At 53.9% G+C, this 21,673-nt stretch carries 22 protein-coding genes; 14 read left to right on the top strand and 8 right to left on the bottom strand.

Annotated elements, in window-relative coordinates; genetic code table 11:
• Positions 1-18: 18 nt before the first annotated feature.
• From POG22_RS05365 to POG22_RS05375, 3 genes are all read right to left on the bottom strand, one after another.
• Entirely contained in the window at positions 19-768 is a 750-nt protein-coding gene (locus POG22_RS05365; RefSeq protein WP_498904025.1) for a DUF561 domain-containing protein, read from the bottom strand.
• Positions 769-873: 105 nt separating this feature from the next.
• Complete coding sequence (locus POG22_RS05370; RefSeq protein ID WP_498904027.1) at positions 874-3,174, bottom strand: transglycosylase domain-containing protein; 2,301 nt, start codon at positions 3,172-3,174, stop codon at positions 874-876.
• A gap of 140 nt (positions 3,175-3,314) precedes the next feature.
• On the bottom strand, positions 3,315-3,536 hold the full coding sequence (locus POG22_RS05375; protein ID WP_026097800.1) for a YlcI/YnfO family protein: 222 nt from the start codon (positions 3,534-3,536) through the stop codon (positions 3,315-3,317).
• A 783-nt stretch (positions 3,537-4,319) separates the two neighbouring features.
• Here POG22_RS05375 and rpaB point away from each other — a divergent pair.
• The gene (rpaB, locus tag POG22_RS05380; protein WP_026097799.1) at positions 4,320-5,057 is read left to right on the top strand and encodes a response regulator transcription factor RpaB; all 738 of its coding nucleotides are present in this window, start codon (positions 4,320-4,322) and stop codon (positions 5,055-5,057) included.
• A 75-nt stretch (positions 5,058-5,132) separates the two neighbouring features.
• Here the strand turns inward: rpaB and lspA are convergent, their stop codons facing one another.
• Positions 5,133-5,609, bottom strand: coding sequence for a signal peptidase II (gene lspA / locus POG22_RS05385; RefSeq protein WP_017662123.1), 477 nt, complete (start codon positions 5,607-5,609; stop codon positions 5,133-5,135).
• Between the two features lie 104 nt (positions 5,610-5,713).
• Here lspA and POG22_RS05390 point away from each other — a divergent pair, with 104 nt between their 5' ends.
• Entirely contained in the window at positions 5,714-5,854 is a 141-nt protein-coding gene (locus POG22_RS05390; protein ID WP_190288476.1) for a hypothetical protein, read from the top strand.
• 123 nt (positions 5,855-5,977) lie between these two features.
• Here the strand turns inward: POG22_RS05390 and pyrR are convergent, their stop codons facing one another.
• Positions 5,978-6,532 (bottom strand): bifunctional pyr operon transcriptional regulator/uracil phosphoribosyltransferase PyrR, encoded by a 555-nt coding sequence (pyrR, locus tag POG22_RS05395; protein WP_017662122.1) that lies wholly within the window; start codon positions 6,530-6,532, stop codon positions 5,978-5,980.
• A 28-nt stretch (positions 6,533-6,560) separates the two neighbouring features.
• Positions 6,561-7,004, bottom strand: coding sequence for an Rrf2 family transcriptional regulator (locus POG22_RS05400; RefSeq protein WP_017662121.1), 444 nt, complete (start codon positions 7,002-7,004; stop codon positions 6,561-6,563).
• A gap of 326 nt (positions 7,005-7,330) precedes the next feature.
• Between POG22_RS05400 and POG22_RS05405 the strand changes: the two genes are divergently transcribed.
• Positions 7,331-7,717 carry an AbrB family transcriptional regulator gene (locus tag POG22_RS05405; protein WP_017662120.1) on the top strand — a complete coding sequence of 129 codons (387 nt, stop codon included), beginning with the start codon at positions 7,331-7,333 and terminating at the stop codon, positions 7,715-7,717.
• Positions 7,718-8,099: 382 nt separating this feature from the next.
• Here POG22_RS05405 and POG22_RS05410 read toward each other — a convergent pair whose 3' ends face one another.
• Positions 8,100-8,306 (bottom strand): hypothetical protein, encoded by a 207-nt coding sequence (locus tag POG22_RS05410; RefSeq protein WP_017662118.1) that lies wholly within the window; start codon positions 8,304-8,306, stop codon positions 8,100-8,102.
• A gap of 2 nt (positions 8,307-8,308) precedes the next feature.
• On the opposite strand from POG22_RS05410, the gene POG22_RS05415 reads away from it, so the two are divergent.
• The 8 genes from POG22_RS05415 (at position 8,309) to POG22_RS05450 (ending at position 17,691) form a co-directional block, all read left to right on the top strand.
• The gene (locus tag POG22_RS05415) at positions 8,309-9,211 is read left to right on the top strand and encodes an MBL fold metallo-hydrolase (RefSeq protein ID WP_026097798.1); all 903 of its coding nucleotides are present in this window, start codon (positions 8,309-8,311) and stop codon (positions 9,209-9,211) included.
• A 57-nt stretch (positions 9,212-9,268) separates the two neighbouring features.
• Entirely contained in the window at positions 9,269-10,336 is a 1,068-nt protein-coding gene (locus POG22_RS05420) for a bifunctional riboflavin kinase/FAD synthetase (protein WP_498904031.1), read from the top strand.
• A 57-nt stretch (positions 10,337-10,393) separates the two neighbouring features.
• The gene (locus POG22_RS05425; RefSeq protein WP_017662115.1) at positions 10,394-11,152 is read left to right on the top strand and encodes a TIGR03943 family putative permease subunit; all 759 of its coding nucleotides are present in this window, start codon (positions 10,394-10,396) and stop codon (positions 11,150-11,152) included.
• Positions 11,153-11,316: 164 nt separating this feature from the next.
• The gene (locus POG22_RS05430) at positions 11,317-12,300 is read left to right on the top strand and encodes an alpha-ketoacid dehydrogenase subunit beta (RefSeq protein WP_063715214.1); all 984 of its coding nucleotides are present in this window, start codon (positions 11,317-11,319) and stop codon (positions 12,298-12,300) included.
• A gap of 50 nt (positions 12,301-12,350) precedes the next feature.
• A complete protein-coding gene (gene secD / locus POG22_RS05435) occupies positions 12,351-13,757 on the top strand; it encodes a protein translocase subunit SecD (RefSeq protein WP_063715215.1) in 1,407 nt (468 codons plus the stop codon).
• Between the two features lie 150 nt (positions 13,758-13,907).
• Positions 13,908-14,879: a protein translocase subunit SecF gene (gene secF / locus POG22_RS05440; protein ID WP_063715221.1), complete on the top strand. Its 972-nt coding sequence runs from the start codon at positions 13,908-13,910 to the stop codon at positions 14,877-14,879.
• Between the two features lie 54 nt (positions 14,880-14,933).
• Positions 14,934-15,344, top strand: coding sequence for a hypothetical protein (locus POG22_RS05445; RefSeq protein ID WP_498904033.1), 411 nt, complete (start codon positions 14,934-14,936; stop codon positions 15,342-15,344).
• A gap of 370 nt (positions 15,345-15,714) precedes the next feature.
• On the top strand, positions 15,715-17,691 hold the full coding sequence (locus POG22_RS05450; protein ID WP_498904035.1) for a sensor histidine kinase: 1,977 nt from the start codon (positions 15,715-15,717) through the stop codon (positions 17,689-17,691).
• On the opposite strand, the gene POG22_RS05455 is transcribed toward POG22_RS05450, so the two are convergent.
• Positions 17,688-17,882, bottom strand: coding sequence for a hypothetical protein (locus POG22_RS05455; protein WP_017662108.1), 195 nt, complete (start codon positions 17,880-17,882; stop codon positions 17,688-17,690). The two genes, POG22_RS05450 and POG22_RS05455, sit on opposite strands and share 4 nt — an antisense overlap.
• On the opposite strand from POG22_RS05455, the gene POG22_RS05460 reads away from it, so the two are divergent.
• From POG22_RS05460 to POG22_RS05470, 3 genes are read left to right on the top strand one after another with little or no spacing between them, the layout of a single operon-like run.
• Positions 17,881-18,084: a hypothetical protein gene (locus POG22_RS05460; RefSeq protein WP_498904037.1), complete on the top strand. Its 204-nt coding sequence runs from the start codon at positions 17,881-17,883 to the stop codon at positions 18,082-18,084. The two genes, POG22_RS05455 and POG22_RS05460, sit on opposite strands and share 2 nt — an antisense overlap.
• Before the next feature lie 45 nt (positions 18,085-18,129).
• Complete coding sequence (locus POG22_RS05465) at positions 18,130-20,682, top strand: HD family phosphohydrolase (RefSeq protein ID WP_498904039.1); 2,553 nt, start codon at positions 18,130-18,132, stop codon at positions 20,680-20,682.
• 24 nt (positions 20,683-20,706) lie between these two features.
• A complete protein-coding gene (locus POG22_RS05470; RefSeq protein ID WP_498904040.1) occupies positions 20,707-21,519 on the top strand; it encodes a pentapeptide repeat-containing protein in 813 nt (270 codons plus the stop codon).
• Positions 21,520-21,673: the final 154 nt, after the last annotated feature.

Consider the following 21,673-nt stretch of genomic DNA (forward strand, 5'->3'; position numbering starts at 1 on the left):
TCTCGAAATCCTGACAGTCTAAACCGACAGGCGATCGCGGCTGACCGACGCCAAGGCTTCGCTCAACGCGCGAACGGCGGCGATCGCTTCGAGATCGCTTTCGAGACGGTTGACTGCCGAACCGACGCCGATTCCAGCCGCCCCGGCCGCCACGGCCATCGGTGCCGTCACGCTAGAAAGCCCAGAGGCGCAGAGGACGGGAACCGATACGGCGCGAGAAATTTCAGCCGCCGCGGCCAACGTCGGCGCAGCTTTTTCGATCAGTCCGAGCGTTCCGGCGTGAACGGGTTGGCTGCTGGTGCCGCCTTCGGTTTGGATAATGTCAGCACCGGCGTCGACTAAGGCTTCGGCCAAACGCACCTGTTCGTCGAGCGCCAAAATATGAGGAACCGTCACCGACAGGGTAATTTCGGGGAACAATGCCCGAGTTTCGCGGGTCAGCTGTAGGACTTCGGGCGCTTCAAAGCGGCGTCCTAAAGCGTAAAAAGCATCGTAATTTCCGATTTCGAGGAGGTCGGCGCCAGCCTCGACAGCGGGAACGAATTTTTCCGGTTCTACCGCCGAAACACACACCGGAAGGTCGGTAATGGATTTGGCCGAGCGCACCAAATCCGCGTCGGCGGCGATATCGACAAAGGTAGCACCGCCGAGATGGGCAGCTTTCACCGTGCGGGCGACGCGATCGGCGTCGAAGTTCGTCAGTCCGCTGATGATTTTGAGGGCTTGTCCGCGATCGAAGGCTCGCTGTAGCGTTGCAAGCAAGGTCATAGGGTTTTCGTTGACAACTTACAAATTAACTTGACCTATTTTGACATCGAACGGGATGCGATCGGGCTGCGACGACAGAAACCCCCACGCGATCGCTACTGCGAGCTAATCCAAAACCCGACGCATATAATTGCGCCACAACTGGGCTGCATTGCCGCTGCTGCCATAAGTTCGGCTGTTGTCGTCGTTGCCCAACCAAACCCCCGTCACGATCGCCCGTTCGGGAACGTAACCGATAAACCACAAATCTACGCTGTAATCGGTCGTTCCCGTTTTTCCAGCTTCCCCCAATCCCAAATAGGCGTTCGCCCCAGTGCCGTTTTCGATAACGCCGCGCAACATATTTGTCATCAATGCCGCTACCTCCGAGGAAATCGCCTGACGCCCGATCGGTTCGTCTTCAGCGTAATCGTAAATGGTGCGACAGGTGCGGAAGTCGCCGCGATCGCTGCAATCGCTGCTATCGAGAATCCGACGGATGGCGTGAGCTTGGTTCCACTGTCCCTCGTTGGCCAAAATTCCGTAAGCCCCGGTCATCTCCAGCAAGTTCACCTCGCTTTGTCCCAATACCAACCCCGGAACCGGATTGAGTTCCGACTCGATACCCATGACCTGCGCCCGATCGACGACGGCCTCGAGTCCCACTTCCCGCGCCACGCGCAACGCTACGGCGTTTTCTGACTGCGCCAAGGCGCGATACATATCGATACTGCCGCTACTGCGCTCGCACCCGCTGTATCCCCGACCCTGCCAAGTCAAGGGAGCGCAAGAAAACTGCGTGCCGGGCGAAATTCCCCGTTCGAGGGCTTCGACGTAAGCGAAGACTTTAAAGGTCGAACCGGGTTGTCGTTGAGCTTGAGTCGCGCGGTTGAACTGGCTGTCTCGATAGCTGACCCCTCCCGTCATGGCGATAATCTCGCCGTTGCGGAAGTCTAGGGAAACTAACGCCCCCGTAGAAAACCCCAGTTGAGCGCCTTCAGTGCGGACGTACTGTTGCAGGCTGTTTTCAGCTTGGGCTTGCATTTGGGGATCGAGTCCCGTTTCGACGATAAAGTTGCCCTCGCGAGCCAGTTCTTCGCCGAGCAACCGCTCGAGTTCTACGAAAACGTAATCGTAGAAGTAAGGGGCGACGGTGCTTTCGAGGATTTCCCGCGCTCTGGGATCGATCTCGATGCGCGATCGCCGAGCGCGATCGGCTTCTTCTTGGGAGATCGTCCCCAAGGCTCGCATCCGAGCGATGACGCGATCGCGGTACTGAACGGCGAGATCGTAGTTTTGGATGGGGTTGAAGCGGTTCGGAGCGGGTAGGATTCCCGCTAGGGTGGCCGCTTCGGAGAGGGTAAGGGCGTCGGCAGATTTGCCGAAGTAGAACTGAGCGGCGTCCTCGAACCCGTACAAGTCGATGCCGAGAAAGACTTGGTTGAGATAGGTTAACAGCAGTTTGTCTTTGCTGTAGAAGGTTTCGAGCTTGAGGGCGACGACGGCTTCTCGCAGTTTGCGGCCGGCAGAATCGGCAGTTCCCACGTAGTCGCGATAGAGGTTGCGAGCGAGTTGTTGGGTGAGGGTGCTGGCCCCTTCGCGAATTTCGCCCCCTCGCAGGTTGGTAACGGCCGCTCGGGCGACGCCGATGGGATCGATGCCCAAATGCCAGTAGAAACGGCTGTCTTCGGAAGCGATGACGGCGTCGGGGAGGTAGGGGCCGAAATCGGCGAGCGTGGGATTTTCGGCGTGGCTGGTGCTGTAGGGTTCCCGTAAGGGCTGCTCGCCGTCGCGGGAGTAGACGACGACGGGGCCGGTCACGGAGCGAGGGAGGGGACGCACGGCAAATTTCTGCCATTCGGCGAGAACCCACATCGCGCCGAGGGCACAGATTCCTGTAAAACTGTAGGCACTCCAGCGAAAAGCGCGGGCGTACCAGGGGGGCGGGTTGTGAAATTGAATCTGTACTGCATCGATTAAGTCTGGAGGACCGAGGCTGAGAATATCGCCGTGTTTGAGGGGCAGTTTGCGAATTCGTCGCTTGCGGATGTAGACGCCGTTGGTCGAGTTTTCGTCCCGCAGGACGAAGCGATCGCGGCGGTTTTGGCGATCGCGCGTTAGAGATACGTGCGTTTTGCTGACGAGGGGAGTCGGAACGACGATGTCGCATTGAGAAGACCGCCCGAGTAGGTAGCGATCGCCGAGCAACGGGTACACTTGGGCTTTAGGGACTCGAGCGTCTCGAACCCACAGCTCGGGGACGCGAGCGTTCGGCTTGAGGACCAGTTGCCCGAAGTTCACCTTCGCCTGAAGGTGTCGTGCGACTTGCGTCACCGTTGAGAGGATCGTTCTCGGGGCTTGCGTCGGTGGAGGTTCGGTCTGGGGAGAACGCGCTTGGGGATCGCGAGGAGGTTTGGGAGAAGTCACGATCGTGCTAGACGTGAAAATGGACGGACGTGCGCTATAAGCTACTCGGCGATCGATCGCCGTTCCTGAATTTTATTGCGGTCTCTGCGTGACCTTATCTTATGGCCGATCGCCCTTCTCTCGCTCGTCGAACGATAGCGCTATCGATCCTCGATCGACTCCCGCTCGAGAAATTTCTGTTCGAGGATGGCGAGTCGCTCCTCAACCTGAGTCAGGCGATCGTGGGACGATGGCAAGCCCAGGTAAGCTCGCAGCGACTGAATGACGATATCGGATTTGGATTCTCCCGTTTCCTGCATTCGCGCGAGAATCGCTTCGTGGATGTCTGGCGGAATTCTCACGCCCAGAAATGGATTTGGCATCGGATTATCTAGCTCACCGCCACGAAGGAGACATGAACAGTCTTGATTTGAAGGTTCCCCTCGATAATTTCGGGGGAGTCGGTCGGCGCGCGGCGCTCCCGTCAACTCACCTCGAGCGAGGCCGGACGCGATCGCCGAGTGACAACTCTTGGGCGATCGGAGGATCGAGACCCGAGAGTTCGCGCTCGTCGTTTTTTGGTCTTTTTGAGGACAGTGTGGGCCTGGGTTGACACCACTGTTGCCATAAATCAGGTTGCCCGAACTTGCGTTTGGCAGAGTTCGAGCGAACTCGCGATTTAAAGGATTTTCGCTATTTTCAGCCCCTTTTTATTTTCCTATTACAACCGTTTCTCCTGTTTGGAGAACGATATCGGCGGATTTTCAACCTGAAGGCTGTCGCCATTCTAGCACTGAGAAGATCGATTCTACGATGAGACCTTAACGAGCTTGCAACGGACAGAGTAAATATATCCTTAATTGCTTTTTGTCAAGTTAAAAAACGTTGTTGATTTTCATTTGTAACGAAATATGAGAGCAATTGCTCTCAGGTTTAAAAACGCGAAAATCAAACTCATATATAATTTAAAGCATTACCCTGTAAGGATTTTGAAGGATACGGTCGGAACGAGACTTGACCGAACAACTTTACATAATATAACATTTTGAAAAAAATGTTATCAAAATCCGAACCCAATGTTGACTCATCTGCACGGGAATTCCAGCGTTCGCTTTGTCGAGGGCAGCGATCGCCGGCAGTGTTTCGAGAACGGAAGGAGTGAAGTTTTGAAACGAAACAAAGATAAAATCTTAGTCGTCGATGACGATGCTGCGATCCGTCAAATGCTCCAAGTGCGCTTGTCGATGGCAGGTTACGACGTAGCGACGGTCGGCGACGGTCGCTCGGCGCTCGAGTGCTTTGAGGACGAACGACCCGATCTCATCGTGTTAGACGTGATGCTCCCCGAACTCGATGGTTGTCAGGTCTGTCAACAACTACGGGAGCGATCGCAAGTTCCCATCATCATGCTTTCGGCTCTCTCGCAAATCAAAGACCGAATCGCCGGACTCGAAGCCGGAGCTGACGATTACCTGGTCAAACCCTTCAGTCCCAGAGAACTCGAAGCCCGTATCGCAACGATCCTACGGCGGTTGCGAGATGTGTCTCCCGCCCGCGAGACTCCCCCAGGTACCCTCGAAATCGGTTCTTTGCGGATCGACACCAATCGCCAACAGGTTTACAAAAACAGTCAACGCGTTTGGCTGACCTATACTGAATTCAAACTTCTCGAGCTGCTGTTCGAGCGTGCTGGAGAACCCGTCTCTCGCGCCGAGATTTTAGAAAAGTTGTGGGGGTATCCGCCAAATCGCCAATCGGACTTACGAGCGATCGACGTTTATGTGGCGCGATTGCGAGCCAAAATTGAAGACGATCCGAAAAATCCAGAACTCATTTTGACGATTCGTGGCTTTGGTTACGTCGCGCAACGGTTGACGCAGTATCGCGAACCCATTTCGTTTTAACGCGACTGCATTAGAGATGAGGTGACGAGGAGAGAAATCGATATCGTTCCATCATCAGGTCACCCCATCATCACATTAGCGACTCTCGCGATCGCTCGGCGATCGCAGTGCCACGAGAATCAAGCAAAACATCCCGATGTTAATCGAAACGTCGGCTAAGTTGAACACGGGAAAGTCAATCCAGCGAAAATCGAGAAAATCGATGACTTCTCCCCGAACGAAGCGATCGATCCCGTTTCCCACTGCACCGCCGAGAATACATCCGTACCCGAACTGCTCCCAAAAATTAATACGAGGTCCCCACAGAGCCAGGGCGATCAGCCCCAAGCTCACCAACAGCGACAGCCACTTCAACCATTCGCTCCCCGAAAACAAGCTGAACGCCGCCCCTGTGTTGGTGACGTAAGTAAAGTGGAAAACGCCGGGAACGATGGGAATCGATTGAAACAGCTCGAAGGTTTGGACGACCCAAATTTTCGCGAGTCGATCGGCGATCGTACTCACCACCGCCGCGATCCAAAACAAAGCGTTTTTATATCGTCGCTTGGACATTCAACAATTTTACCCAGTCGGGTAAGGAATTAAGACTCTTGGGAAAACCGCTCCTCACTGTATCAAACATTGGGGACGAGAGAAACGCCAGTACCACAATACAGTTGAAGTCAGCACGACCGACACCGATCGCGCCGGACTTCAACTATCTAGAAGGCGTCGTCAACACGCGGGATAGCGGACGTTCGATTCCGACTTTCGATAACGGATTGGGCAAGACGCACGAGAAGACTCCTGTAGAATGACAACGAACCGTCAGAAGAAATGCCGGTATATCCTTTAAAAACGTCCGAAAATGTAGCTCGGAGTGCGCCCGGATTCGCCGCAGTTCGTAACGGAGGGACGAATCGATCGCGCAGACCAACGCTTTAGGTGACGACGTCCTCTTCGTCGAGCGGCTTGAGGAGTTCGACGGTGTCGCGACCGTCCCAATTTTTCAGGTAGACTTTAACTTGTTCCTCTTTCGCCGTCGGTAAAACTTTTCCCGTAAAATCGGGATGGATCGGTAGCTGTCGGTGTCCGCGATCGACTAAAACCGCCAGCGCGATCGCCTCGGGACGACCGTATTCTTGAACGGCGTTGAGGGCGGCGCGAATCGTGCGACCGGTGTAAATGACATCATCGACTAAGATGACGATTTTATCCGTTAGATCGAACGGAATATCCGTTTTTTCTGGCGTTCGCACGCCAATGCGATCGAGGTCGTCTCGGTAAAAGGTAATATCGAGAGCGCCGACAGGAACTGAAACGTTTTCCAGCGCTTCGATTTGGCTGGCTAACATTTGGGCTAGGGGGACACCTCGAGTATGAATCCCCAACAGGACTAATCGATCGGGCTGTCCTGACTTTTCGATGACTTGAGATGCAATGCGGGTCAGGGTTCGACGGATTTCTTCCTCAGAAAGAATTTCCACAATTTTCATAACACGACTGGCCAGTAATCGACATCGGCTAAACGACAAAACTCGTCTGTTCTCCCTGCGCCGCTTGCCAACTGCGAGCGTCGTGGTAGAGATCTTCTAAAGAGATACTGTAAAGTGCTTCTTTAAGCTTTCGGTGCAGTTGGTTCCACAAGACGAACGTGACCCAATCTTCAGCCCTCTCCGCGTCAGGAGTATGATGAGGTAAGGGATCGAGCGTTTCACCGACCGCTTCGAGAATTTGTCCGAGGGAAATTCGATCGGGGCTTCGAGCCAGTTGATATCCTCCTTGCGCGCCCCGTACAGATGTGACTAATCCCGCTTGACGTAAGGCAATGGATAGCTTTTCTAAATAAGGCGCAGGTAAACCTTGCCGTTCGGCGATCGCTTTAACAGAAGTCGGGCGATCGCGGGCGTTGGCACATAAATCTAAGAGAGCTTTGACGCTATAGTGGCCTCGGGTGGTTAACTTCATCGACCTCTCCTAATTTTTATCGGTTCCTCACTCTCCACTACCGGTTTGTTGGGAGTTTGGGGAAAGATTTCAAGCCGATTTGCATCTCAGCACCGACCTCGAGAGTCCCCCGACTCTCGAAACCCCTGAGATCGCCTCTCCCGATTCTATCGCCCCCAGGTAAAGATGGAGTTTCAATCGTCGAGGGATGTTGGAGGATTTGCCGTTGGCGATCCGATCTAAGTTTGCAAAATAAGTTGATACGAAATTAAGAATTTTATTTCAATGAAACTTCAGTTAAGATACAATAGTATCGACAGGTTGTCTATCGTTTTAGAGAGAAGTTAATGAGTAACCCGAGTAACGAACCGTTGACTGGTCAAGCTTTGCTAGAAAAAGTCAAAGAGCTGGGAAACCTCCCGAAAGAGGAAAAGGCTCGACAATGTGGCTATTACACCGTCACAAAAAATAACGTCGAACGAGTCAACATGATGAAGTTCCTCAACGCACTGATCGATGCAGAGGGGATTCAGCTCGACAGCAAACAACCCTCGAACGGACGGGGCGGACGGAGTGCCAGCTATCGCATCAGCGTGCAGTCGAACGGAAACTTACTGATCGGCGCGGCTTACACCAAACAAATGGGTCTTCAACCCGGCGACGAATTCGAGATCTCTTTAGGTCGCAAACACATCCATTTGAAACAAGTCGGCGCAGAAGAAGACGAAGAGTAAGGTCGGATCGCCAGCAACGCGATCGCCCGTAAAATTTCGGCTACCCCAACCCCCGTCTGTTGTCATAAAGGCGGGTCAGCTTGCGTTTGAAATCGAGACCCCAGACGTTCGCCCGACTCGATCGCGCGTCAGAGTCGAAGACGGCGAACCTCGTTTCAAACGATCTGACCTTCTGACCTTGAGGGGGGCGACCGTTAACGAGAAGACAGTTGCGAACTTCAACTGCTAAGCTAAACGAATTGAGTCATCTCGTTCGACCTCGACGATTTCCATCTCGAGGTCGGCGGCGATCGCTCGGCTGCGAGATCGTACTGAAGGACAGGCGAACTTGCCAAAAAAGTCGCGATCGAGGTTAGGCTAGTGAAAGAAACGAGGTCGTCCTTCAACGGCAGTTTCCCGACTGCCAGCTCGAAACATTCCCCGTCAGGATGAAAAAGCCGAGCTGTTCGCTGGCGAGGACAGCCGACGCATCGACCCAGCAAGCCGACGGAGCGAGAGCGCCCTTTTCCGTCAGCGCGTTCGCAAAAATCCCAAACCCTAAATCCGACCTAACTTCCGAACCGCTATCGCCAATCGAAGCGAAAAACACCCATGTCTAGCATGCAAGACCAATTCACGGTTCATTTCTGGGGCGTTAGAGGTAGCATTGCCTGTCCTGGCTCCGAAACAGTTCGATACGGTGGAAATACACCTTGCGTTGAAATGCGCGTGGGGAGAAAGCGCCTCATCTTCGACGGAGGAACGGGACTACGGGTGCTAGGTCAGCACCTACTCTCGCAAATGCCCGTCGAAGCCTATATGTTCTTCACCCATTCCCATTGGGATCACATTCAAGGCTTTCCGTTCTTCGTTCCCGCCTTCGTCAAAGGAAACAAATTTCGGATTTACGGAGCAGTCGCACCCAACGGCGCCACGATCGAACAGCGACTCAACGACCAAATGCTCCACCCGAACTTCCCAGTTCCCTTGCAGATTATGGGAGCGCAGTTAGAATTTAACGACCTCGAAATCGGTCAGACGGTCTCCCTCGACTCCGTTACCGTCGAAACCGCCTTACTCAACCATCCCGGCGAAGCCGTCGGCTATCGCGTCAACTGGAACGGCCACGCCGTCGCCTACATTACCGATACCGAACACTACCGAGACCGACTCGATCCCAACGTTCTCAATCTAGCTCGCAACGCCGACGCAATTATCTACGACGCCACCTACACCGATGAAGAGTACCATTCTCCCACCACGAGTAAAAAAGGTTGGGGACATTCGACGTGGCAAGAAGCCGTAAAAGTCGCCAAAGCCGCCAAGGTCAAACAACTCGTCATTTTTCATCACGACCCTCTTCACAACGACGACTTTCTCGACAACGTCGGTAAACAAGTCAAAGCAGCTTTTCCGAACAGCGTGATGGCTCGCGAGGGGATGACGCTACAAATTGCCTCGCCCCTGGCTGTATTGATGCCCGATTCCTCAGAAGATGCTAAAGTTTCAGTCTAGAGGCCGCACGCACGTCGTGGGTTCGAGATTGCAAGCCTTATTTATCCCATCAAGCCTGTGTGGGTGACTTCTTCTTTAACCACAGTTTTAAAACCAGCAAAAGTCGCACTCGGAAATTTCGACGGCGTCCACCTCGGACACCAGCAAGTGATTCGGGAAGTCCTGCACGACACCACACCAGATGCAGACGTCTCGCTCCGCGATCCGAGGGGCGCGAACCTCGATCGCCCTCGTTCCGTCGACCTCAACTCGAAGGACTCGAAGGTGCGGGGTGGAGGTCGGACTTACACCACAGTCGTAACCTTTAACCCCCATCCCCAGGAGTTTTTCAGCGGTCGCAAGCGGTTGTTACTGACACCCGTACGGGAAAAAGTCGACTATCTCAAAACCCTCGGCGTCGATCAGGTAGTCTTACTTCCGTTCGATCGCGAATTAGTGAATTTGACCCCCGAAGCCTTCGTCGAAAAAATTTTGGTGCGCCATCTCGAGGCGAAGCACGTCAGCGTCGGCGAAAACTTCCGATTCGGACGAAACCGTTCCGGTAGCGTCGTCGATTTGCAAGACTTGGCCGCCGCCTACGGAATTCGGACTAGCATCGTCGGTCTTTGCTGTTTAGAAGACGATCGCATCAGCAGTTCCATCGTGCGTCATGCCTTAGAACTGGGCAATCTCGCCCAAGCGAACCGACTGTTAGGACGACCCTACCGCCTCATCGGAACGGTGGTGAAAGGTCAACAACTCGGGCGTCAGTTGGGTTTCCCCACCGCCAACTTACAACTGCCTCCCGATAAGTTTTTACCCCGTTGGGGCGTTTACAGTACTTGGGTCGAAATCGACAACTGCGAGACGGTCGTTCCCGGCGTCGCGAACTTCGGCTGTCGTCCCACAGTAGCCGGCGATCGCCCCACCGTCGAAGTTCACCTGCTCGACTGGCAAGGGGATTTATACGATCGCACCGTGACGTTACATTTAACGGGTTTCTTGCGTCCCGAACACAAATTCGACTCGATCGACAGCTTGAAAACCCAAATTCAACAGGACTGTGAATCCGCTCGCGAACAACTCGCACAGACGACGTTCGCCGCAGACCGCGATCGACGAACCCCAAGCAGTGAGTACAGTTGACTGTTTCGCGCCAGTCACCTTCTCACCGTCCGTTATCCCGATAAGCCCCAGTAACAGATGCAAACTGCCCCAAAATCCGACCCGAAATGGCTTCTGTGGCTCGACAACCTGGCGATCGCCGCTTGGGGAGTTCTGATCCTGAAATACTGGCTGAACGGGAAACTGCGGATTCTCATCCACCCCGCCTATACCTGGCTGTGTGTCGCCGCCGCGATCGGCTTTCTCCTCGTCGCCACCTGGAAAAGCCTGCAACTGTGGAAACGTCGTCGCCTTCCGATCGTTCCCCAACAACACATCAGCCTGTTTCCCCCCGGTTGGAGTTCCGCCTTACTCCTACTCGCCGCTTTCGCGGGATTGGTCATAACGCCCCGTCCCTTTACCAGCCAAGTCGCCCTCGAACGCGGCGTTACCGATGCCTTAGCCATTACTCGCGTCGAACCCCAGAGTTTCCGAGCCAACCTCAATCCAGAAGATCGATCGATTATCGACTGGACGCGTACCCTGAGCGTGTACCCCGAACCCGACGCCTACGCCGGAGACCCCGTCGATGTCGTGGGTTTCGTCATTCACGCCCCCGACCTCCCCGAAAATTACTTTATCGTGGCGCGATTCACCATCACCTGTTGCGCGGCCGATGCCTATCCCGTCGGTTTACCGGTCAAACTGACGGACGAACGCCAAGCCTACCCTCCCGATACTTGGGTGCGCGTGCGCGGCAAAATCCTCTCAGCAGTCTTACAAGACCGGCGACAGGTGGCAATTTTAGCCGAGGCGATCGAATCCGTTCCCGAACCCGAAAATCCCTACAGTTATTGACGAGGAGATAAGGAGATAAGGAGACACTGCGATCTGTTCGCTGTCTTCACTGGTGACTGGTGACTGGCGACTGGTGACTGGTTCGAGTCCCAAACAACGACGCGGTTTCAGGTAGAATAACTTGGATCGACTAAAATCAATAACCCTGTTCACAGCCCGTTGCAATGGCAGAAACCTTATTTTTCAACGCTTTAAGAGAAGCCATCGACGAAGAAATGGCGCGAGACGAGACCGTCTTCGTCCTCGGAGAGGATGTCGGTCACTACGGCGGTTCCTACAAAGTTACCAAAGACCTCTATCAAAAATACGGCGAACTGCGCCTGCTCGATACGCCCATCGCCGAAAACAGTTTCACGGGGATGGCCGTAGGTGCGGCGATTACAGGGTTGCGACCCATCATCGAAGGCATGAACATGGGGTTTCTGCTCCTGGCCTTCAACCAAATCGCCAATAATGCCGGGATGTTGCGCTACACCTCCGGCGGAAACTTCAAAATTCCTATGGTGATTCGCGGTCCGGGTGGTGTCGGACGCCAACTCGGTGCCGAACACTCCCAACGGCTCGAAGCGTACTTTCAAGCCGTTCCGGGGTTGAAAATCGTCGCTTGTTCGACCCCATACAACGCGAAAGGTTTGCTCAAAGCCGCTATTCGCGACAACAACCCAGTGTTGTTCTTCGAACACGTGCTGCTCTACAACCTCAAAGAAAACTTACCCGAGGGCGAATACGTCGTTCCCCTCGATAAAGCCGAAGTGGTGCGAGACGGAAAAGACGTGACGATTTTGACCTACTCGCGGATGCGCCACCACTGCACGCAAGCGGCAAAAACCTTAGAAAAAGACGGGTTCGACCCGGAAATTATCGATTTGATTTCCCTCAAACCCTACGACCTCGAAACCATCGGAAATTCGATTCGCAAAACCCACCGCGTTATCGTCGTCGAAGAATGTATGAAAACTGGCGGTGTCGGAGCCGAACTGATCGCCACCATTAACGACCATTTCTTCGACGAACTCGACGCCCCCGTGATTCGTTTGTCTTCACAAGACATTCCGACGCCCTATAACGGAATGCTCGAACGGCTGACGATCGTGCAACCGCATCAAATCGTCGAAGCGGTTCAGAACATGGTGGCGTTAAAAGTGTAGCCGTCTCGTTTCTGACACTCTCAAAGCAGGTTCCCCTCCCAGTCGTCGTTATGCGAAAACAGCAGTCTCTACTCGTTCTCATCGCCGTCTTGCTCTTAGCTGCGATCGTGGTTTTGGTTCAAGTCCCGATTCGCTTGGGATTAGACCTCGAAGGTGGGTCGCAACTTACCATTCAGGTGCAACCGACTGAAGAAATCCAGACGATTACCTCCCGCGAGATGGAGGCGGTACTGACCGTGATTCGCAACCGCGTCGACGGATTGGGGGTGAGCGAACCTCAAGTTCAAACGGTGGGAGAAGACCGAATTTCAGTGCAGCTTCCCGGCGTCAACAATCCCGAACAAGCCGAACGGGTGCTGGGAGGAACGGCGCAACTGGAGTTTCGAGAAGAAACGAAAAATCCCGAAGTTCGGGCGCAGTTGAGAGTCCGACAGGAAGAGTTACTCGGGCTGTTGCAGAAGCAAGAACAGCTCGAACTCGAGGGAACTTCCGAACAGCAGCGGGAAATTCGCCAGGCGATCGCTGCCAAAGAAGAGCAAATTCGGGAACTCAACGCTCGTCTGTACGAAAAGGTGGGTTTGACCGGTAAAAACCTCGAAGACGCCAACGTGGCCTCGACTCCACTCGAAGGAATTTGGAGCGTCACCATCGATTTCGATCGCGAAGGGGGCGACAAGTTTGCCGAACTGACGAAACGGATTGCGGGAACCGGTCGGCGGTTGGGGATTTTTCTCGACGGCGAACTGATTAGCGACCCCGGTGTCGGAGCTGAATACGCCGAAACCGGGATTACGGGAGGCGGCGCTCGCATCGACGGACAGTTTACTCTAGAGCGAGCGAACACGCTGGCGACTCAACTGCGGGCTGGGGCGTTACCCGTTCCCATCGAAATCGTCGAAAACCGAACGGTCGGAGCGACCCTCGGCCGAGACAGCATCCGCAGCAGCATCTACGCTGGTCTCGGAGGCTTGGTGTTGGTGTTAGGGTTTATGGTGGTCTACTATCGCCTACCCGGTATCATTGCCGACGTGTCTCTGGCCATTTATGCTGTATTGACGCTTTCCTGTTATGCGTTGCTGGGCGTCACGCTGACCTTACCGGGAATTGCTGGATTTATTCTCAGTATCGGTATGGCGGTCGATGCGAACGTCTTGATTTTCGAGCGCACGCGGGAAGAACTGCGATCGGGCAAGACCTTGTATCGATCGGTCGAGTCGGGATTTTACCGGGCGTTTTCCAGTATTTTGGATAGTAACGTGACGACGCTGATCGCGTGTTTGGCGCTGTTCTGGTTCGGTGCGGGATTGGTCAAGGGCTTTGCTGTCACTTTAGCCATCGGTGTCGGCGTCAGTATGTTTACTGCGATTACCTGTAGCCGAACGCTGCTATTTTACGTGTTGACTCTGCCCGACCTCAAAAAACCGGAACTGTTTTGTCCGAATTTGGCGAACCACTAATTTCCTCCCAACACCCGTTTATCTTAAAGTGAAGGGTTTTCGGGACAGCGTTTCGAGTCAACCCGAAAACCGACCCAGTTAGATTTTCAAGTTTTGGGGAACCCCCGCCCCGTTCCCCGTTCCCTGTTCCCCGTTCCCCATCCCAAACTGATGAAACTGAGCGTTACCCAACAACGAAATTTTTGGTGGTCGCTGTCGATCGCACTGGCGGCGATCGGAACGATCGCGATGGCTATATCGTTCGGCCAGTTTGGGGCCCCGATTCCCCTCGGCTTAGATTTTGCCGGAGGTACGCGCTTGCAGTTGGAACGGGACTGTTCGATTCCCGATAACTGCGCCGCGCCCATCGATGTCTCAGTGGCGCGAGAGGTGATGACCTCCCAGGGCTTGGGGAATAACGTACAGGTCATCGGTGAAAATCAACAGGGATTGTTGGTGCGGACGGGAGATTTGGGGGTCGAGCAGCGATCGCGCTTGCAAGACGCGTTAGAAACGGAAATCGGCCAGTTCGATCCCGAGAAACTGCAAATCGATACGGTCGGCCCCACCATCGGACGGCGGTTACTGCGGGCGGGGTTGGCGTCGCTGGTGGCGGCCAGCGTGGGTATCGTCTTGTATTTGAGTCTTCGTTTCCAATTCGATTACGCCGTTTTTGCCATCGTTGCCCTGTTGCACGACGTTTGGATTACCGTCGGACTGTTTTCGCTGCTGGGACTCGTTTCGAGTTTCGAGGCGGATAGTTTGTTCGTGGTCGCGCTCTTGACAATTATCGGATTTTCTGTTAACGATACCGTGGTCATCTACGATCGCGTCCGCGAAATCCTCAAACTCCAACCCGAATGGGAGATTAACGAGGTCGTAGACGAAGCGGTCAACCAAACGTTAACGCGATCGATCAATACCACGGCCACGACGTTATTGCCCCTGGTGGCAATTTTTATCTTCGGCGGCGAAACGCTGAAGTATTTTGCCCTGGCGCTCTCGATCGGGTTTGCGCTGGGGGCATATTCGAGTATTTTCATCGCGAGTGTGGCGCTGGCCTTGTGGCGATCGTCTCGTCCCCAACCGGTCGAAGCCGTTACCGTTTCCGAGACGCCGACCTCAAAAGAAGAGCGATCGTAATCGCTCGCTGACAAACTTTCCAGGTAGCATCCCGTTCGTCCCGACGACGACCTCATGCACGACGACCCCACCCTCCCGAACTTCAAGCGGCAACTCCAACGGCTGCATCGCCTGACCGTCGTTGCCCGTTGGATCGTTGTCAGTTTACTGTGGTCGAGCGTCGGGATCTGGAGTCTGTGGCAGTTGCGCCACGAGATCGCGTTGTGGGTCGAGTATTTTACTTGGGTTGCCGTGTGGTATGGATTTCGCCATCGTATTTGGGCGGCGATCGGGTTAGGGCTATGTACGGGAAACACCCTGGCTGTCCTCCTGTGGCAAAGCCGCAACCTTCTGTGGGGATTGCCGGAGATCGAACGCCGACGCTTAGAACGGCAACTGTACCGAATTCACCGTACCGGGCCGTCCCATCCTCTGTGGAAATGGGTCGTTTCTCCAACATCGGAAAGCCTCTCTAAAGGAGAGTAGACCCTCGCTTTACCGCCGTCTCGAACCAGAAACCTCTACAATGAACAAATAAACGTTGTATCCTAACTGGCAACTCCCCTTTATAGCGGTCTTTGTCAGATGTGAAATGCAACGGATTCTCGGGATTTCCCCCTAGTAACTTTTACGGGCGATCGCGCCAGAGAACGGCGTGGCGTCCTCGTCGATCGCTGTCCCTAACCTTCCGTCAGATGTCGCTTGCATCGCACTGGGCGTTTTCGCTCGGCAGTCGCGTCAGTGGGCGATCGCACTGAAGCTCCCTAGCTCCCTCGCTGTCGTAGAGATGAGTGGCGATCTCGGCTGACGAGATTTTGTGCGTTCGGGATGGTTCCAGCCTTTGAAGCTTTTGCCTATGTTCGGCCCGACTTCCTTTCGTCGTATTTTGCTATCGCGCATCTTGCTGCTCAGCGTTCCGGTGTTGGCGATCGGACAGTACGTGACTTATCGCAAAGCTCGTTCTAGCTTACTCGAAACCGCCCGCCAAAACTTGACCGAAAGCGCCGTTCGTAAGAGCAATAGTATTTACGAGAGCGTCAACGCTTTAAAGGTCAGCGTCAGTGCAGCCAGCGAAGCCGCTGCTATTAAATCGGGATCTCCGAGCGAAGCACAAGCATTTTTAGATCGTTTTGTCAAGTCTCTTCCTCCGACCGTGCGCTGCGTTGAAGTGGCGGACTTGCAGGCCGAACGTCCCATCGCCAGTACTTGCGATCGCCCGATCTTTGAGGCGTCCGCTTCGGACTATTGGGCGTCTCGAGTGACGGCGTCACCGTTTCATAACAATGCAATTTACGTGAGCGCCCGCGTTCCCGACCCGATCGCAGCCGATATCGACGACGAGACCGACAATCCCCGAGGCGAAACCTATCTCAACTTTAGCGCTCCCGTCTACGTGCGAGCCGACGACGGAACGGACGCGCTCCGTTATGCTCTGACCTTGCGATCGATCTTGTATCGACCCAACGAACCGAAAAACCGGCCCGGGTCGCTCACCGGTTCGACCGTGGCGATCGATTCCAACGGTATCGTCTTGGAACATCCCATTCCGTCCCAGGTGGGCTTGAGCGTGGACGCCACGGCCAACAGCCAACGTCTGCGCGACCTCATCGGAAGCGCCCTCGCTGGAAATCAGAACTTCCTGCATCTCTTTGCCTTTGAATCCGATACCGTAGAACTGTTGGCAGGTTATACCGCCATGCCGTCTCCCTTGACGACGGGAGAAGAAGGCGATCGCTGGGTTATCCTGGCCGTCACGCATCTCGACGACGCGCTCGCCGGACTCGAACCCATTCGTCAAGTCATGTTCAATCTCGTCTTGGGCTTACTGGCTGCCAACCTCATCGCGACGTTGTATCTAGCCCGAGATTTAGCCCGTCCGGTCGAACAACTCGGCGAATACGCCCGAAACGTCGAATGTAACACCGCCTCCGAACCGATTCCCGAGAGTTTTTTCATTCACGAATTCAACCAACTGGCCACCGCCCTCAACCGCACCATCGAACGGTTGAAATCTTGGGCGCAAGAACTCGAAGCGGCTTGGAAAGAAGCCAAAACTGCCAACCAGCTCAAAAGCGAATTTCTCACGACAATTTCTCACGAACTGCGAACGCCCCTCAACGGCATTATCGGCAGCGTTCGTCTCGTGCGGGACGGCTTTTGCGATAATAAAGACGAAGAACGAGACTTTTTACAGCGAGCAGACGACGCCGCCGTTCACCTGCTCGGGATTATCAACGATATTTTGGATATTTCTAAAATCGAGGCGGGAACGCTGACAGTAGCGATCGAAACAGTCGATTTGCACGCGATCCTCCAAGAAGCCATCGATTTATATGCGGCAGCGATCCGAGAAAAAGGGTTAGAGTTAAATTTGTGTGGGAGGTCGGACGACGAGCGATCGCTGTGGGTTCGTGCCGATGCGGGCAAGCTCAAACAAGTCTGCCTCAACGCTTTAAGTAACGCCGTTAAGTTTACAGACACTGGCAAAATTTCAATTTCAACCCGCATCGAACTCGACGAACCCGAGTCGGAAAATGCCGTAGACCGACGAGCTGTCGTCGAAATCAGCGATACGGGTATCGGTGTCGAGCCAGCAGATTTCGACAAACTGTTCGAGCCTTTCGTTACGATTGACGGGTCGCGAACGCGGCGATTTGGTGGAACGGGTTTGGGATTGGCAATTTCTCGAAACTTGATGGAGATGATGCACGGCTCGATTTCCCTGTACAGTGAAGGGGTCGGACGGGGAGCGACCGTGACGTTAACGATTCCATTAGCCCAGCGCGCCCCTTCGAGTTCTACGGCAGACGTCGGCGATCGCGCCAACTGTTAGCGACGCTGCCACAACAAACACAGGATTAAGAACAGCAGTTGCACGGCGGTCGGCGCTAAGCACAACGCGACGACGAAACAGACGATGGCGATCGCGCCTGCGAGAACGGATTCGATTTCTTCGTCAGCCCCGGCACAGAGAATTGCAGCGATCGAGCCGAGAGCTAAGGGAACGACAGATGCAGAGAACATGGACAGGTCACCTCGGGAGTTATCGACCGCATCGCGCGACGGTCGAGGGAATTCTTACGACGCTTTTATTCAACTGGACTTTGTGGCGTGCGATCGCGCCGGAGGTTCCACAACCCGATCTGTCACGGAAGACGACAGACAGTTGGGCGATCGGTCGGGCGATCGTCGTCCAGTGCTGCATCCCCACAAGGCGACTTTATAATATAGCCTGTGAGGTTCTGTCTTCTCACCGAGCGTGGTTTCGCGTATGAAAGCCCTGCAAACTCTGACACAGCAGCTCGGCCGCCAATGGCATCGGTGGCGCGAAAATGCGACGCACCGCCGCGAAAGCGGTGCGGCCGGTTCCCCTGCGGTCGTAGCGTCGTCGAACCGACGGCATCGCCCGGAACTCGGGGTAAAATCCTCCCGAAAGCGGACGACTTCGAGTCCCGTGTCGATCGCCGTCGCTGTGTTCTGTCTGACGGGAACGCTGGGTCAGCGCTTCTACAATCAACCGGAACTCGGGGTGGGAAGTCAGGCGTCGAAAACGATTGTCGCCCCCGAATCGGCGAAGGTCAGAGACACTCAAAGTACCGAGGAAAACCGCCGCAACGCCCGCGTCGGAGCAACGCCCGTTCTCGTGGGAGATCCGGTCGTCAACACCCGCGTCCTCAACACCATCGAAGGCTATTTGGAACAGGGAAACGCCCTACGGGATCTCGTTGGCGAATTTCCTTACGTGGCGACGGGCATTCTGTCGACTGACATTCAACGGTACTTGCGAGAATGTTCGGTGTGGGAATGGCAAGCGATTCAATGGGCGATCGAACCGCCCGAAAATTCTGAAGTCTCGAGTCCTTTCGATCGCCCCTCCGAAGATAGCGGCGATCGCCTCGAGAACGCCGACGACGAGTTATTGCAAGCCACTCGCCTCGGCGCTCTCAACGGCGTGTCTCAAGGATTGTCGAACTTGCTCCAAACGCCCAACAGCCTGACCCGTCAAGCGACACAGCAACTTCGCGCTTATCGAGATCGCGCCTCAGACGAAGAGTTCGACAAACTCGTTCGTCAAATCGAGACCGTTCGACAACGGTACACCATCGCGATCGCCAGTTTGTCGGAGGTTCCCTATGTCGACTCGCAATTGATTTATACCAGCACCCTGTTCGACTTGTCCGACGCCCAATGGCAGCAAACACAAAAAAACGTCTTACAGGTGGCCAAGCAGATGTTAGCCCAAGGTATCTCGCAAGGGGTACTGCCCGAATCGATCGAAGCTTCCGTGTCCATGCAGCTGTCGGCCCTGCAACCGAACGCCCGCAGCAACGCCTTCGCGACGGTACTGCTAACGAGCGCCTTGGAACCCAACTTAACGGTGGATAAGGAGAAAACTCGCGAACGCGCCGAACAAGCGGCCGCCGCCCAGGATGTGGTTTTTGTGAGCGTCGATCGCGGCGATATCATCGTTGAAGCCGGGGACACCATCACGCCGTCTCAATTCGCGCTCCTCGATCACTTTAACCTCGTACGGCGCGACCCCGTCAACGGGTTGGGCTGGATTGCCTTCGGAGGGATCGTCTGGGTGGGAACGTCTCTGTATTGCGCGATCGAAAAACGAGTCCATCCGAAAATTCGCCAACGCGATCGCCTGTTAGTGTTGATACTGAGCCTGAGCGCTCCGATTCTCGTGATGTTTGGCGTTCCGACGACGAGTCTTCCCGCGATCGGCTTAGCTGTGGGCAGCTTTTACGGATCGTTAATGGGCGTGACCGTCGTTTCGATCCTCGGTATCCTCATGCCCTTGGGGTTAGAAATCGAGTTCGGCTATCTGATCGCTGGCGTCGTCAGTGGTGCATTGGGGGGCATCGTCGCCGGACGCTTGCGATCGCGCGAAGAACTCGCCCTGTTAGGTGTGGGTGTCGGGGTATCCCAGGCGATCGCCTATCTTCTCATTACAGTGACCGAACTGCTCCTCTACGGTACTCTCGGTCCGGTGTGGTCGCTTCCCCTGAAAGGGGCGCTCTTACAAGGTCTGTGGGGCGTTGCCTGGAGTATCGTCGTCTTAGGCGTCAGTCCCTATCTCGAACATCTATTCGACCTAGTCACGCCGGTTCGTCTCTCGGAACTGTCGAACCCCAACCGTCCGCTGCTCAAACGCTTGGCAGCCGAAGCCCCCGGAACCTTCCAACATACGCTGTTCGTGGCCACTTTGGCCGAATCGGCGGCGAAGGCGTTGGGCTGCAATGTGGAGTTGGTGCGGGCGGGAACGCTCTATCACGACATCGGTAAAATGCACGACCCGTTGAGCTTCGTTGAAAACCAGATGGGCGGCCCGAACAAACACGATCGCATTAACGATCCGTGGAAAAGTGCCTCGATTATTAAAAAGCACGTGAGCGAAGGGTTGGTGATGGCGAGAAAAAGTCGCCTTCCTAAAGCGATTCAGGCGTTTATTCCCGAACACCAAGGGACGATGCTCATCGCTTATTTTTTCTATCAAGCCAAACATCGCAGCGATCGCGACGTTTGCGAACCGGATTTCCGCTATGAGGGGCCGATTCCCCAATCTCGAGAAACGGGAATTGTCATGTTAGCGGACTCTTGCGAAGCAGCACTGCGGTCGTTGAAAGATGCCACTCCAGATGAAGCCTTTTCGATGGTGAACAAAATTCTTCGGGCGCGATGGCAGGACAATCAACTCGTGGATTCGGGGTTGACGCGATCGGATATGAGCAAAATTGCCGAGATTTTCGTCCAGGTTTGGCAACAGTTCAATCACAAACGAATTGCGTATCCGAAAGCGGTTTTATCGAATAAGTAGTATTTTTTTAGCGACGGTTGTTAAATGATGAATGCGAAGGAATTTCTCCAGCGCTATGATGCTGGAGAACGGAATTTTGTTAGCGCCGGGTTGAGAGATGTTTCGATCGTCGATCGAACGTTGGAAAATCTCTTTTTAAATCAGTCCGATTTAATTTTTTCCGATTTCTGTCGGTTGAAGTTCAATCATGTAGATTTAAGCCATTCCGATTTACGAGGTACGGATTTTTTACTTATCGATTTTAGCGATTGCGATCTGAGTGATGCGAACTTAAAAAAGTCTTCATTTCGAGAAGTTCTCATCAAAAATACAACGCTCGATCGAGTCGATTTTAAAAAATCTGATTGGACGGGAGTTAAGTTCGTACAAGTGAAGATGCGAGAAACCCATAGCTTAGATGCCAATTTTCATGGAGTTGAGTTTAGAGAGTCCGATTTGAGTTTTGTCAATTTCTCGTTGAGCGATCTGAGTGCGGCGAACTTTATCGATACAAACTTAAGTCACGCCAATTTTCGAGGTGCAAATCTCAGACAAGCTGACTTTTCGGGATGCAATCTGAGTCATGCAAATTTAAGAAATTCAGATTTGAGTTATGCGTGTTTAGATGGTGCAGATTTAACACAAGCCGATATCAGAGATGTAAACTTAAGTCATGCTAGTCTTAGAGAAGCGAATTTAAAATTTGTCTGGTTTGACAATGCAAATGTAGACTCTGCCGATCTCAAAGGTACTTATCCCTGTGTTCGCTATCGACGAGGACTATTTTTTGGTCAGACCATTTTGTCAGACGGAGAATTACAAAGAAATCAAGAATATTACGGGTCGCAATGTGAATGAGAAAACAGAAAATCTGGCTCTTCCGATTTTGTTATGCAAAAAAATACTAATTTAACCCCAATTCCGATATTTGAAATTCAAAGCCGAAATTCTGTAAAGCTTGCAGAACTTGACATAGAGCGATCGATTAATGTAGAATAAATTTAATTATTTA

This window comes from Geitlerinema sp. CS-897 (assembly GCF_028368005.1).
Taxonomy (GTDB): Bacteria; Cyanobacteriota; Cyanobacteriia; order Cyanobacteriales; family Geitlerinemataceae; genus Baaleninema; species Baaleninema simplex.